17 protein-coding genes and 1 pseudogene are annotated in these 13,209 nt (G+C 32.1%); 13 read left to right on the top strand and 5 right to left on the bottom strand.

All coding sequences use genetic code 11. The features are described from left to right. Positions 1-625: 625 nt before the first annotated feature. From AB0A59_RS15640 to AB0A59_RS15620, 5 genes are all read right to left on the bottom strand, one after another. On the bottom strand, positions 626-1,378 hold the full coding sequence (locus tag AB0A59_RS15640) for a cysteine hydrolase family protein (protein WP_458745275.1): 753 nt from the start codon (positions 1,376-1,378) through the stop codon (positions 626-628). Between the two features lie 393 nt (positions 1,379-1,771). Next, positions 1,772-2,431: an SLC13 family permease gene (locus AB0A59_RS15635; protein ID WP_458745273.1), complete on the bottom strand. Its 660-nt coding sequence runs from the start codon at positions 2,429-2,431 to the stop codon at positions 1,772-1,774. Between the two features lie 81 nt (positions 2,432-2,512). Next, positions 2,513-2,752 carry an anion permease gene (locus tag AB0A59_RS15630; protein WP_458745272.1) on the bottom strand — a complete coding sequence of 80 codons (240 nt, stop codon included), beginning with the start codon at positions 2,750-2,752 and terminating at the stop codon, positions 2,513-2,515. 134 nt (positions 2,753-2,886) lie between these two features. After that, the gene (locus AB0A59_RS15625; protein WP_458745270.1) at positions 2,887-3,267 is read right to left on the bottom strand and encodes a hypothetical protein; all 381 of its coding nucleotides are present in this window, start codon (positions 3,265-3,267) and stop codon (positions 2,887-2,889) included. An 862-nt stretch (positions 3,268-4,129) separates the two neighbouring features. After that, a complete protein-coding gene (locus tag AB0A59_RS15620) occupies positions 4,130-4,621 on the bottom strand; it encodes a pyridoxamine 5'-phosphate oxidase family protein (RefSeq protein ID WP_458745269.1) in 492 nt (163 codons plus the stop codon). A 149-nt stretch (positions 4,622-4,770) separates the two neighbouring features. On the opposite strand from AB0A59_RS15620, the gene AB0A59_RS15615 reads away from it, so the two are divergent. From AB0A59_RS15615 to AB0A59_RS15555, 13 genes and pseudogenes are all read left to right on the top strand, one after another. Next, positions 4,771-5,976, top strand: coding sequence for an alpha/beta fold hydrolase (locus tag AB0A59_RS15615; protein WP_458745267.1), 1,206 nt, complete (start codon positions 4,771-4,773; stop codon positions 5,974-5,976). A 277-nt stretch (positions 5,977-6,253) separates the two neighbouring features. Then, complete coding sequence (locus AB0A59_RS15610; protein ID WP_458745265.1) at positions 6,254-6,754, top strand: universal stress protein; 501 nt, start codon at positions 6,254-6,256, stop codon at positions 6,752-6,754. A gap of 223 nt (positions 6,755-6,977) precedes the next feature. Continuing rightward, positions 6,978-7,169, top strand: a complete 192-nt coding sequence (locus AB0A59_RS15605; RefSeq protein ID WP_458745263.1) for a hypothetical protein — start codon at positions 6,978-6,980, stop codon at positions 7,167-7,169. Between the two features lie 63 nt (positions 7,170-7,232). Next, positions 7,233-7,829, top strand: a complete 597-nt coding sequence (locus AB0A59_RS15600; RefSeq protein WP_458745261.1) for an Hsp20/alpha crystallin family protein — start codon at positions 7,233-7,235, stop codon at positions 7,827-7,829. A 353-nt stretch (positions 7,830-8,182) separates the two neighbouring features. Beyond that, on the top strand, positions 8,183-8,338 hold the full coding sequence (locus tag AB0A59_RS15595; RefSeq protein ID WP_458745259.1) for a hypothetical protein: 156 nt from the start codon (positions 8,183-8,185) through the stop codon (positions 8,336-8,338). Positions 8,339-8,541: 203 nt separating this feature from the next. Continuing rightward, complete coding sequence (locus AB0A59_RS15590) at positions 8,542-8,919, top strand: hypothetical protein (RefSeq protein ID WP_458745258.1); 378 nt, start codon at positions 8,542-8,544, stop codon at positions 8,917-8,919. Between the two features lie 921 nt (positions 8,920-9,840). Beyond that, positions 9,841-10,206: a phosphoribosyltransferase family protein gene (locus AB0A59_RS15585; RefSeq protein WP_458745256.1), complete on the top strand. Its 366-nt coding sequence runs from the start codon at positions 9,841-9,843 to the stop codon at positions 10,204-10,206. Between the two features lie 46 nt (positions 10,207-10,252). Further along, positions 10,253-10,531: a hypothetical protein gene (locus tag AB0A59_RS15580; RefSeq protein ID WP_458745254.1), complete on the top strand. Its 279-nt coding sequence runs from the start codon at positions 10,253-10,255 to the stop codon at positions 10,529-10,531. Between the two features lie 261 nt (positions 10,532-10,792). Continuing rightward, positions 10,793-11,047: a hypothetical protein gene (locus tag AB0A59_RS15575; RefSeq protein WP_458745252.1), complete on the top strand. Its 255-nt coding sequence runs from the start codon at positions 10,793-10,795 to the stop codon at positions 11,045-11,047. A 208-nt stretch (positions 11,048-11,255) separates the two neighbouring features. Continuing rightward, entirely contained in the window at positions 11,256-11,537 is a 282-nt protein-coding gene (locus AB0A59_RS15570) for an erythromycin esterase family protein (protein WP_458745251.1), read from the top strand. A 16-nt stretch (positions 11,538-11,553) separates the two neighbouring features. Further along, a pseudogene (locus AB0A59_RS15565) lies at positions 11,554-12,078 on the top strand (erythromycin esterase family protein). A gap of 44 nt (positions 12,079-12,122) precedes the next feature. Then, positions 12,123-12,623 carry an erythromycin esterase family protein gene (locus tag AB0A59_RS15560; RefSeq protein WP_458745249.1) on the top strand — a complete coding sequence of 167 codons (501 nt, stop codon included), beginning with the start codon at positions 12,123-12,125 and terminating at the stop codon, positions 12,621-12,623. Positions 12,624-12,938: 315 nt separating this feature from the next. Continuing rightward, a complete protein-coding gene (locus AB0A59_RS15555; protein ID WP_458745247.1) occupies positions 12,939-13,118 on the top strand; it encodes a hypothetical protein in 180 nt (59 codons plus the stop codon). Positions 13,119-13,209: the final 91 nt, after the last annotated feature.

The following is a 13,209-nucleotide window of genomic DNA, read 5'->3' as shown; positions in this document are numbered from 1 at the left end:
ATAACCTTTGATGCTGTAAAAAGGGACGAATAGGTGCTTAACAGTCAGATACTATATGACTGTCTGTACCTGCTATTCAGGAGCTCTATACAGGTAAACATATTATTTTTTTAATGATACTGTGTGCCTGGGATAAATTAAGTTCCGAAGAATACGTAACCTAATTATACTAATTTTATTATATGTAATTTTGATCTAGATTCATCTGGTATTTTGGACCCCTATATTGTTATAAAACTATGAAGGAAATAGATAAAGCAACTGTGAATCGCAACGTATAAGGATGAGGAGATAAATCGTTGTATCGTGGTCGATACTGTCTTCTAATATCAAAAAAATTAAATCTTGCGAGCATATTTATTGTTATTTCTAAATGCGATAAACAAAATTGTTTTGATTATTGAAATTATCCTATTATGTTCTTTTTTTGGATATCAAACGTGTGGATAAAAATACAAAGATGAAAATACTTTAATTTTTAAATGAGGTAGGTTTGTAAATTATTGAATATATTATTAATAATGCTTTTTCCTTTGTAAACAACATGACTCATTTACTTAGACCTTGCATCGTCAACTTTGCCTGCTTAACTTTACATGAACAATAGATTTTAAACTTTCGCGTCTCAAGTAGGAGATAGAGCAAAAGTTCTAGGATCGAGTAAATTAAATTCTTCAAGGAAAGCGTTTAATTCTGTATCAGAAATATTGTTCAAATCAATTTCATGTTTTCTTAATTTATCCAAATCATTCATGGCCTTCTTAAAGCGTGCTATATTCATTACTAAGCCATAGTATTCTGATACTCTTTCCAAAGTCGTCTTGTAATGCTCCTTATTTCCTGATGCGGTGGCGTCAGATATCAATATTACATCATAACCGAGATTAAATCCATCTCTTAATGAGGTCTCAACGCAGATGGATGTATCTATTCCTGCAAATATGAGCAAGTTAATACCTTCACTCTGGAGCCATACTCTTAGTTCTGTGTCTTGAAAAGCTGAATCCCTTCTCTTAATGACTATATTTTCATTATCCCGTGGTTTAAGCTCGTCAATCGTGGCTCCATCCCAAGTGCCTCTTACACAGATTGGAGATTTGAGACGTTCTTGTCTTGATTTAGGCAAAAAGTTATGTACTTTTGTTAACAAATCGATGCCCGTCGATTCCCTTACTGCTTCGGTAAAAAAAATTGGAATTTCTTTCTCTCTACAAAATTGAATTAAATCTTTCAAATTAGGTATTATTTCTCTATAATTGGATGTATTCATTCCTAATTTATCATAAGAACCATCTTTGCTTACAAAACCATTTTGCATATCCACAATAATCAATGCAGGCACAACTTTACGACCGGATGGGAAAATAATTGGAAACATTTGTTATGTTCTATTATGTTGAAAATATAAAAATATATACTCATTTGATCAAAAATCTTTTTTTCCTATTACTGAACCATTAAGAATAGTCAATAAAATAGCAAATGATTAGATAATTATATTAGCTATTGGTATCGCTATTTTATGCACTCCAAATTGAAAGATCATTTTCAATGGGCTCATAAAAGATAAATGTTTATTACTAATAGTCAAAAATTTTTTATCGTCATATGGACACTAACGAGAGTGAAGACAAAAATTTAACAATCAACAAGAATAACATACTCTTAACTGAAAAGGTTTAGAAGTGTTACTACATAAGAATGCAATACTTAATGTCATGAAAACAAGATATAATTTTGATGGTCTAATTCTTACTATCCAGAGAATTCATCAGCCGTAGATAATACTTATCAGGAATGGTCCAAGTATTATCAATATTGTAAGTCTAAGTATATCAGAGATTATTCCCGTTTTGAACATATTTAAAAGTGTAACCGCATTTGAAGAATAAACTATTGCCATTGGCGAGGTGGTGGAAGGAATCGAGCTTGAGATTGAGGCTCCAAATCCTGCTGCAATAATTGGTGGAATGGGGCTTAATCCAGCACCAATTGCGAGTGAGGTTGCAATAGGACAAACTATAACAGCCGAAGCGGTATTTGAGGCGACATATAATATCGAAAAGGTCATAACAGCACTCATCGCAAATATTCCCCATTCTGTAGAAAGTGCACCGATATTCTCAGCTATCAAATCTCCCAACAGTGTTGCAAGACCACTGGCCTCTATCCCAAGACCCAATATTAAACCGCCGCCAAAAAGGATTATGATGTTCCAATCGATAGACTTTAAAATCTCGTTCCATGATAATATGGGTTGCCATGATTTCGGTAAACGTTTTTCTACATTTGATTTTATCTCTCCTGTATTTTGTTTCAGATCGACTGTCTTGTTAAGTTTGATTCTGACCAATCCTATCAATAATATTATCAATATGGCTGGTATGGACTCCGGAATGTCCTTCATGGCACCGATCAGTAGGTCTGACAAACCACTCAGAGAGTTTACACTCGCATTTACATGACCTTTTCCATCCTCATGATAAAAGGATCTTAAAACCGAAGGGATAATTCACAATGACATTGCCACAAAGAGTATAGTTAGAACTGCTTTTTCCTCGATTGTGATTTTTCTAACTTTGCCTAAGCTGTTCTTAAATTGATCCCTGACATTTGGCAGAAAATTAATTTTTGGGTGTAGAAGTAGGAAAACTATATTCCATGATATTAGTAACCCAATAATTGCATGAGGCAGTCCTATCACAAACCAGTCAGTAAATGAGACTGTTGTTCCGGGAACAAAGTCCTCCACTGTTGCCTTGGCAATGAGAATTGGTAAGATTGAGTCAATACATTGATATCACAAATATCTAGTGGGTCTAGAAAAGTTTACTCGTATCTAAAGATTATGATCTAAAGAACGAAAATGTTCATCTTCTTTCTTTCTTACGACTCTTGATAATTATGAAATTCATGAATCTTGTTTAATGCCCTTTCGATTGATGTTTTCACGTCAATCAATAGTTCATCAAGAGTTTTGTTATCCAGTTCATTTTTCTTAATCCACTCTAATTCACTGTTATAGTATTTCATCCATGAATATGATCTTTGAATGATTTGAAATAAGTTGAAATCTAAGAGAGATTGTTTACCTGCAGTTATGACTGCATCCCACATATCAGTAAGGAATGGTTTATAGTCTTTATGTCCCAAAGATTCATTAACAAATCTAATTCTATGTTCCAAGTCATCTTCGATGAATTTTAGAATATTTTTTAGATTTTTCATCTTCTTTTTTAGCGGATCGGTGATGGGCCCAGTGTTCAATATATATGGAAAACCATATAATTCCTGCCAGTAAAGTCATTTCTATTATTAAAGAATCCCATTGTATGGCCATCTATATTTTCTTTAAAAGCCTTTCGATGAGTTTCAGATATAAATATTTTCTATTCTGTCCATATCTGTGGTGGTATTCTCAAACGGTGTGGCTATATTCTTAGAATTAATTATGTATGGTAAGAGTGATATGCAGTAGTAAACATATATCGGTAATGTTTTGTTTTTTTTTAATTCACTGAACAGTTAGTTGCTTTATTTGATTTCGTTTTGGATTTGATATATTGGACTATAAATCATGTAAAGTTGGAAGTTTTCTTACTTGTAAATAGCACATAATATCAAAAGAAACCTCAACTCCAAAAAATGAACCCTTTTAAACAATATACTCTGAGATCGGTAGAAGCAATCTTTAGAGTGACCTGGTGTGGTAACAATGTTGACCAAACATATACATTGGTTCCACTTGAATAGTGATTCATAGGTGCATATCCATTTGACAGGAAATTCGATCAACTCTACTGATAGTAACAACCACTATATTATCGGATGCCTAGTAAGTATCGCGGAGAGAATATATGTTTAGTTAGGATTAAGAATACTTCTCATTATTTATAGAGATTCCTTTTTTTGATTCGTCAAGGATCCGTTGCTGTTTTAAACAATTTACTTGATCCGTTGATCCATTTAATAGTTCTGATATTCTTCACAAGCAAAAAAATAAAAACCTTGTTGACGTCCTGTAGTAATCAAAATAAGAACTGAAAAAGCATTTTTGACCCCTTGTCGATATAAAAAGTATATTTTTTGAGGATTTTTCTTATAAATATATTATACCAGATTATATCACTTAACTGTTGTTTCCAAATTTCCCAGTCATCTCGTTGATCTTAATCCTGTAAACGATAATATCAGAAATTTCTTTGTTGCTGCTATGTATAAATGGAGACAAAAATGAATGTTGAAAGGCGAGATTCTCTATTTGTCTGGAATCCTGTTCAGGGTTAACGCTAGATACTGTCTTTGTTTTCAAAGAAGATATGATATTTTTCATCAAGACTTCCAATCCCATGTTTGCCTCGCTTTCCTCAAGTTCTTCGTAAGTCCCGTGTGCAATTATGCTCTTCCAATTAGTCAAATCTTGTACCCAATCTGTTTCAAAGCACACAGTTGGGTTGCCTCGCATCATACGAATCTTGAGTCCATCCTTAGTGTGCCCGTAAATGTAACCGTTGTCATAAGCATAAGTAATTGGGACAACATATATTTTGTCGCCATCAGTACAACCCAATCTTCCAACTACCTGTGATTTAAGAAAATCTTCCATTTGACTTCTATCCATTTGGCCCCACATAATGTAGACATAATGAATCGCTGATTAAAAACAATTGTCGAATAATTTCAATTCATCATCGCTATTAGTAGATTATAGCAAATAGATTCTCTTCGTCATTATCAGAATATGTAAAGTTACATCTAGAATTACACAAAATGTTGAAAGCTCAAGGATACCCTATACAATACTTTGAAGAGAGGTATGAAAATATTACAAACAATTGGAATTCTTATTATACGGATAGAAAGGATAGATCAACCACAGAATTTAAAGTAGCATATAAAAAATACAATGTAAGATTAATGCACTTTGTAGGGGCGAATGAGCATACATCCAATGCGAGTCATAATCCTCTCTTGATAATTTATGCTCCAATAAATCAATTTCACATTATGGATATTCATCCTAATCGAAGTGTTGTTAAATCCCTTTTATCCAAGGGAATAGACGTATATCTACTTGATTGTGGTTATCCCAGCTCAAAACATAATGATCTTTCCTTGTATGATTACATAACATATGTGCACGAGGCCGTACAATACATCCAAAAACAAACCTCAAATTCTATGTATGCTAATGTGATATACAAAATAAAAAACAACAAGCCTAACCTAGTGAGCATGGAAATGGCAGTTACAAAAAATGATTTTTTAGATAAATCCAGTGTTCATGATAACAATAGAGATTATCAGAATCATAAAGATTCTAAGAAGAACAAAATATCGCTCCTTGGGTATTGTTGGGGTGGAATTATAGCAATATGTTATGCCAGTTTGCATAACGATAACCTAAGGAATCTGACTCTTTTAGCAATTCCTGTTGATTCGAGCAAAGATCAAACTATTCTGTCAACCTGGGCAAAGAATATTGATACTGACAAAATAATTGATGAATTTGGACACTTTAATGGACAGATACTGGATATGGGATTTATACTGCGAAATCCAGTAAGATATACAACTGACAAGTATATTACTATGACTAAAAAATATAACGATAAACAATTTATGGATCTTTTCAGATCTGTCGAAGAATGGCTTTACAATACTCCCAATATTCCGGGAAAGCTTTTTAAAGACATAGTAAACCAGTGTTATAAAAATAACTCACTTGTCAAAAATAATATTCAATTAAATAATAACAGTATTAATCTACGGAAAATAAATACACCCATCCTAACCATTGTGGCTGAAAATGATGATCTTGTATCAGCAGGGTCAACAATGGAAATTGAGAATTGTGTCTCTAGCACTGCAAAAAAAATGATCAAATTTAAGGGAGGTCATGTTGGGTTATGTATAAGCTCATCAGCACATAATCAATTGTGGCCTGAAGTTGCTGATTGGATCTTACAAAACTAATAATGAATTGGCCTTAATACTATTAATCTGCATTTGAATGTGAAACAATTTATTTGGCTTGAATAAATTTCCCTAGACTATTTTTACGAGAATTATCTGCCAGATGAATCGCCTCCGTGATCTACCGAATAACTACCTTAAACACAGACTTTAACCAGTCTTAGTATGAGAGGACATCAATGACATTTTAGAAGTCAAATAATAATCCTTAGATATTGGCTTCTTCTGTATTTTACATAGATAATTATTACTGTCTAGTGTTGTTTATATTTTGTAATTGGAGGTCCGCAGGATTTTAGTTCCATACGATGGTTCCGAGTTTTCGGAGAATGCATTAGATTATGCAGTATACTTGTCAAATGCTCTCTTTAAAAGTAATCCAAACAGTCAGCACATTAAGATATTGATATTTCATGTAATCCATGAATTACCTGTTACAAAGGCAATATTGGACAAAATGACTTCATCATATGCGAAAGAAAAGCCAACATTTGATAGATGTGTTGAAAGTATTTATCAGGAAATTAGAGACTTGATGGAAGAGGATATTAATGAGAAAAAGCAGAAATATAAATTCATAGAGGGAATTAGTATCGAATCATCTATTACTTATGGTGAGCCAGCTAATAAGATTGTGGAATACGTCAACGATAATGCGATTGATATGATAATTATTGGAAGCAATGGATTGAATGGATTAGCGAAAATCAAGGGATTAGGAAGTATATCTAGAAAAGTATCAGAAAATGTAAGATGCCCCATTATAATAATAAGATGACTATTTGAATTTTATTTTAGAGTAATACATTCGAAAAGAGAACTTCTTATTTTTAATTCAAAATACTCGGAATCCTATTCCATTCTCAATATACATGTCGAAATAACGGAGACCTCAGCCACATTTTTATAATTATTGATACTATATACAGGCCCGACACTACGATAATTTATTCATCGACGTATCCGATGCCAGTCTTTCTTTTTTTATAGTTGCCTCGTTAATGTCTTCTCTAGAGAATTATACCATACCTTATAACTCCGATGTAAAAACTATTAAATTAAAGAATAATCCTGACCTTAACTTATTCCATAACAAGACAAAAGCAATCCTATTGTCACCCCAAACAAAGTTATTCAATGAGAATAAAAAAGGTCAAGTAAGGCAGATATTTATAATCAAGACAATCGACTAGAGTATTTTTATCTATATTGATGCCATATGTAAGTTATATAAATATCTTCTTCTAACATGTAATATGTCATCATCGACGTCTGAGTCATCCAAAAATGATTCAAAGATTACATCCAATAAAGAAAGTATTGAGGGCAAAAATAAAGCTAACGGCATTAAAGGCGAATCAAGCGTTTCGTACCCAAATTATTTCGATGATTTTTTTGAAACTTTTAGCCAAAATATGCAAAATATGCAAAATATTATGAAACAAGCATGGCCTTCATCAATGGCTCCAATGAGAGGAATAACACCTTTTGAATTCTTTGATAGAATTACAGATACCAGGCTACCATTATGTGATGTGATTGATAGAGGAGACAGATATGAAATAAATTTAGAAGTACCGGGTATAAGCAAGGAAAAAATAGTATTGAGGGCAACGAAGAATTATGTTACTGTGTCGGGGACACAAACAGAAAAAACAAAGGAAAAGGGTAAAAAATACGTCTACAGCGAGAGGTCTTACAAGTCGTTTCATAGACAAATACCTTTTACCCAAGAAATAATCCCTTCACAAATTGATGCAAAAGTTAACGATGGTATATTAGAAATCAATGTACCAAAGAAAAACCCAACCAAGCCAGAAGGCGATGAGGAATTCAAGATTAATGTAAGCTAAGAAGAATAAAATAAAAACATTTTTTCTGATACATGAAACATTTGCATACTCGATAAACTTTTAATACTTTTTTTATAAAGTGTAGAATAAGCTAATGTCCCTATCCCTATCTTGACAAAATATCAATTACTAATCACCTAGTTGATATCCTAAATAGAATTAAGTATATGTGGAAATGGAGTCGATCATGGAATAAAATTGTCAATATTTGATCTTATATTCAATGGTAATATAGTAAATTTTCGAAGACTGTCTCAAAATTTCCTTTTGTATCAGACTACTTCTTCAATTCATGTCTTAAAGAATAATCAAATAGAAAAATAATATATCCACACTATGCTAATGTCACTAATATGTCATCAATCAACAATAGTGGCGAAAATGAATTTGCTGAAGAGGAATCAAACGTTGTGGGAAAATCCGAAAACAATACCGAGGAAGAAGATAAAAAAATACTAAAATCAATCAAAAATGAAATCTCTGAAGAGAAAGAAGAGAAAGAAGAATAACAAATAGGATCCATATAAAATACATCAGTTATTATGATCTGATATTTTTGCTTACAAGTTGTATTAAATCTTAAACTAAAATCTATTCATTGTAACAAGGTTTGGGATTGTTTTCAGATAAAATAGTCAAAAATTCAATTCTTCAATTTTCATATATTAATTCAAAATCACTCTCCATGACGGAAAACGAAAAATGATTATATTTGATCAAAGTACCTGAAATTGTGGATGGTAAGAAGCTAAAAATTAGCCGAAGAGATCTTAAAAAGGGAAACGATAACGATATTGAATATTTTGACCTCACTTGGATACCAAATAATACTGACGAGTCAACTAACAATTCTTTTGGCTATGAAAATATCATGAAAGTGATTAACAAAACATATCCTGAAAGTATCGTTATTAGTCCTGAGGGAATTAATGGCGTCACATTAGTTCGACTTTTACATGAGACCCGTGACAATTATTATCCCAGTACAAGAGAAGTAGGGAGAGGTGGAGAATTTGTGGAAAAATACATGTCTTATGAGCTGATCCTGAATTTGAAATCGGACAGTAGGAGAAAAATAGGAAAAGTATAGGATGATTGAATTAGTTCCAGCTGAGAGGAATTTGCTAATTATTATGATTGGAACTCATAAAGAGGATTTATTTTTCCATATAAGCAATCTGTATTTAAAGCTCCGGCTTACTCAGGGTGATTTGTAAAATCAGTACTAACACACTAACAGACAAGCCATGTAGATGTATGAAAATTTACCTAATTTGAGAAGTATTACAAAGTAAAAGTCCTTTGACAAGACTTTTTGTGAATAGTCATATGATTGGAATTGCAAAAAATACCATTTTTTTAAGATAATAATACCTGTAAAAGATCCTGCCCTTATATCAATTTCATTGATTTGTATTAAAGTAATCATAGCGTCATGGAGGTGAAATTTTAGTAAAAATTAAGCTTAGGCGATAATAGCACGGTTCAGACTTGATGTTATAAGAGTAGAGTAAATCTTCAAGATCAACCTCTAACTCATATTTTGCAGTTGTGTTCGGATATAACAGATCTGCTCACAATTAATCCCTTTCCGATTTCAAATCTTTTATTGGTCCTCTATAATCAGAATAATGTAGATGACATAAAACAAAATAAAGATTAAGAATTCGATTGAGCATCTCCTGATCTTATAACTTATCTAGGTCAAGTAATCATAATAATATCTTTTTAATATTTTAGATTGAATGTTTTGATAAAAAAATTACTGATGGAATTCCTTTTTAATGCATACTAATGGAGATATCCTCTTTGTGCTGGTTTTAAGTTTTCCTCATGACTACTAAATTTGATCTATTATCTTTATCTGTATCCTGAATACACTTTCCTGTCTCATCGTCAAGGAAATCTACATCCTCGCCTATTATTCTTAGTAAATCATGTATGCGGTTTGATTAATCCCATCATCGGGCTTAAGTTAACTTTATCTTGCTTGTATTTTTATGATTTACTTATGAGTACTCTATTTGAGGATCGAATAGAAGCAGCAACCAAACTTGCCAAAGAAATAGAAATTTATTTAAAATACGAACAAAAGAATATTACTTCCTCAAATAAAGAGCTAATAGTTTTAGCAATACCGCGAGGAGGTATTATTCTTGCAAATGTTATCGCATCCTATTTTGAATGTGAACTTGACATTATAGTTTCAAGAAAAATTAGACATGAGTTAAACGAAGAACTGGCCATAGGTGCAGTAATGCCGGATGGAACATTTTTTATGAACGAAAGGATCTTGAAAATTCTTCCAATCTCTCGAAAATATTTGGAGAAGGAAATTGAAATTCAAAAAAAAGGAAATTGCTCGGTGACTGATTGAATTTAGGGGGACTACTTCTTATGCAGATAAATTAAACGACAGAATTTTGATATTAGTAGACGACGGAATAGCAACAGGAGCCACAATTATTGCATCAGCTCAGTGGCTAAATAAAAACTACGTTTACAAGGAATTAATTGTAGCAGTTCCGGTAGCACCTGCAACCTCTGAAACTGTTGATGTTTTAACCAGAATTGCAGACAGAGTGATTATCTTATATTCTCCAGAAGAATTTTCAGCCGTGGGACAATTCTATCGAAAATTTGATCAGGTAAGCGATGAGGAAGTAAAAAAGATAATGAGAACTTACCATTTCAGCGTGTGATCTTTACACGTTTGATCATTAATAAATAGAATTGAAAAGAAGAGATTGATTTGACTAAAAATAGATGAAGTTATTATACCAAATTTTATAATATATTAGAAATCAATCTTTCATATCACCATCATTATATCTAACTTCATGACTGAGATATGAAATGCATGTTCACATTGATTTTATTGTCAAATGAGGGATACAGATAATAGTATACATATTGAATGACTTTTTTAAAAGTATATTTAAGATGGTGTTACGTTGCTACGTATGATGGCTGAGAAGTGCGGTCCCGACGAAACTTATCCTAGTCCCTATCTCTATACGCCCGGAAAATGCAAGATCGTGTCATATAGAGATAATGTTATTTCAAATTCGCCTTTAGAAAAAAATACTGCCGGAATGACACCTTGTAATAATGATGATGATAAATTATGCAAACCTATTAATTTATTTTCCACTGATATGAGTAAAATTGACTTTGAATTAAAAAATATGCATAGGAGATGGAGTAATATTGACTAGCAATGCATTACCTATATCACAAACATGCAAACTTTAGTAAACCCAGAACAATATGAAAATCCCTGCTTGATTTTGTTATATGTTTAATGATCCCAAATAATGTGATAGTAATTTTCCCTTGGTTTATTTGATAGATAAAATAAGAACGTTAGTTTTTTTTCTTTTCCTTATTTATAAACTTGTTAGTTCTATATAAGTAGGGATATATATGGATGCAAAAATTTTTTATGATTTTTTAGATAAACCAAAAAATATTGATTTTTTATTAGATAGAATTGGTGAAGCAGAGTATGTTTTATTGGGAGAAGCCTCTCATGGTACCTCTGAATTTTATCAATGGCGTAGTGAAATATCCAAACGATTGATTATAGAAAAAGGATTTTCATTTATTGCAGTGGAAGGCGATTGGCCAGACTGTTATAAAGTAAATAAGTATGTGAAAGGTATGTCGATGCCTATAAAACTGCAAACGAGCTGCTTCGCTCTTTAATAGATGGCCCACATGGATGTGGGCAAATACGGAAATGATTGAATTAGTCGAATGGTTAAAAGATTATAATAAGACTGCTAGGGTCGAGGAGAATCAGAAGGTGGGCTTCTACGGATTGGATCTTTACAGTTTATGAGAATTGATGGAAGAAATAATTCAGTATCTTAAGAAAGTTGACCCTTTACTATTACAGGATGCCATAAAAGCCTATAATTGTTTTGAACCTTATAATAAAGAAGTAGAAGCATATGCTCGAGCAACAGCATTTGTTCCAAAGAATTGTGAAAAGGAAGTTATTGAAATGCTAGTAGCATTAAGAAACAAACAGACTTTATACGGTAAGAACCATGAAAACAGAGAAGATTACTTTAATGCAGAACAAAATGCACTAACTGTAAAAGATGCCGAAAATTATTATAGAACAATGATTAGAGGAGATGTAAACTCCTGGAATTTAAGAGATACTCATATGATGAATACTTTAGAAAGATTGACTGCTTTTCATAGTAATGAAAGCACTAAAAAAGAACTAAAGCGATAATTTGGGCTCATAATACACATATCGGAGATGCAAGGTTTACTGACATGTCACCTTCTAGGATGATAAATATTGGTCAACTTGTTAGAGAAAAAAAGGGAATACAAAATACTGTTTTGATTGGGTTTAGTACCTATGAGGGAACGGTAATTGCAGCCAGAGAGTGGGGAGCGAGAATGGAAATAATGAATTTACCTCAAGCAGTACAAGATAGTTGGGACCATGTTTTACACAACCTGTCTGATGAGCCAGCTAACAAAAAAAGAAATAAAACAATCATTTTTGAGAGAAACATTCACATTAATAGCCTTTTAAAAAAGCCTCAAGATAATCTTATTTATGATGAAAATTATGAAACTCGAGGTCAGCGAGCTATAGGAGTAGTTTACAATCCTCGATATGAAAGATATGGTAATTATGTTCCAACGATACTGTCTTTGAGATACGATGTCTTATTATTTATCGATATTACGAATGCCCTATATCCATTACATATCAAGCAAGTTAAGGACAAGGATCTTCCAGATACTTTTCCAAGAGGAGAATAGTAAAGTTACTAATTACTAATTCGCTTGAAACTATATATTCATAATAATGATTATCATACTTTTATCATAATTTCACCCAATCTATATTGATTGCTCCAATTTCATTTTTATTTGCCTACTCGTTTCTGTTATTCGAAAACCAATAAGCTCAACTCCTCTATAACATAATAATATAATAGGTTAAATTTTCTATGAAGATTAAAAAGACCATTAAAATCAAAGGATAAAAACACACTAATTTACTTTGTTCATTCTGATTGAATTAATAAAATATCTAGAAACTTGTAAATCGTAAATACAGATAATATGATAGTAATGAAGATCGAATATTATTCGGTATTTGAAGCATACAAAGCTCATCGGTTACTTGAGGAGCTAGAGCGTAAACCTAGAATTAGAGACCATGTTTATGGGAAATTGCAATTTAATATTACTAGAGGTGAGCATGATTATTTGAAGCTAAGGGGTATTGGTTATATGATTTTAGAACCCTAACTAAGAAATTTCTTTGTATTTTGAACAATGAAAAAGTATTAGATGTAAAATACAAAATTAGTTGTCATAAACTATGCTTATACTGAATCCG

This window comes from Candidatus Nitrosocosmicus sp. T (genome assembly GCF_054408485.1).
Note: the sequence above shows the minus strand (reverse complement) of the source record. Positions and strands in the feature narration are given on the sequence as shown.

Coding starts and splice junctions, on each gene's coding strand:
- AB0A59_RS15560 (WP_458745249.1), top strand. CDS start 12,123: ATGTCACCTTCTAGGATGATAAATATTGGTCAACTTGTTAGAGAAAAA.
- AB0A59_RS15575 (WP_458745252.1), top strand. CDS start 10,793: ATGATGGCTGAGAAGTGCGGTCCCGACGAAACTTATCCTAGTCCCTAT.
- AB0A59_RS15640 (WP_458745275.1), bottom strand. CDS start 1,378: ATGTTTCCAATTATTTTCCCATCCGGTCGTAAAGTTGTGCCTGCATTG.
- AB0A59_RS15615 (WP_458745267.1), top strand. CDS start 4,771: ATGTTGAAAGCTCAAGGATACCCTATACAATACTTTGAAGAGAGGTAT.
- AB0A59_RS15620 (WP_458745269.1), bottom strand. CDS start 4,621: ATGGATAGAAGTCAAATGGAAGATTTTCTTAAATCACAGGTAGTTGGA.
- AB0A59_RS15570 (WP_458745251.1), top strand. CDS start 11,256: ATGGATGCAAAAATTTTTTATGATTTTTTAGATAAACCAAAAAATATT.
- AB0A59_RS15595 (WP_458745259.1), top strand. CDS start 8,183: ATGTCATCAATCAACAATAGTGGCGAAAATGAATTTGCTGAAGAGGAA.
- AB0A59_RS15605 (WP_458745263.1), top strand. CDS start 6,978: ATGTCTTCTCTAGAGAATTATACCATACCTTATAACTCCGATGTAAAA.
- AB0A59_RS15600 (WP_458745261.1), top strand. CDS start 7,233: ATGTCATCATCGACGTCTGAGTCATCCAAAAATGATTCAAAGATTACA.
- AB0A59_RS15585 (WP_458745256.1), top strand. CDS start 9,841: ATGAGTACTCTATTTGAGGATCGAATAGAAGCAGCAACCAAACTTGCC.
- AB0A59_RS15555 (WP_458745247.1), top strand. CDS start 12,939: ATGAAGATCGAATATTATTCGGTATTTGAAGCATACAAAGCTCATCGG.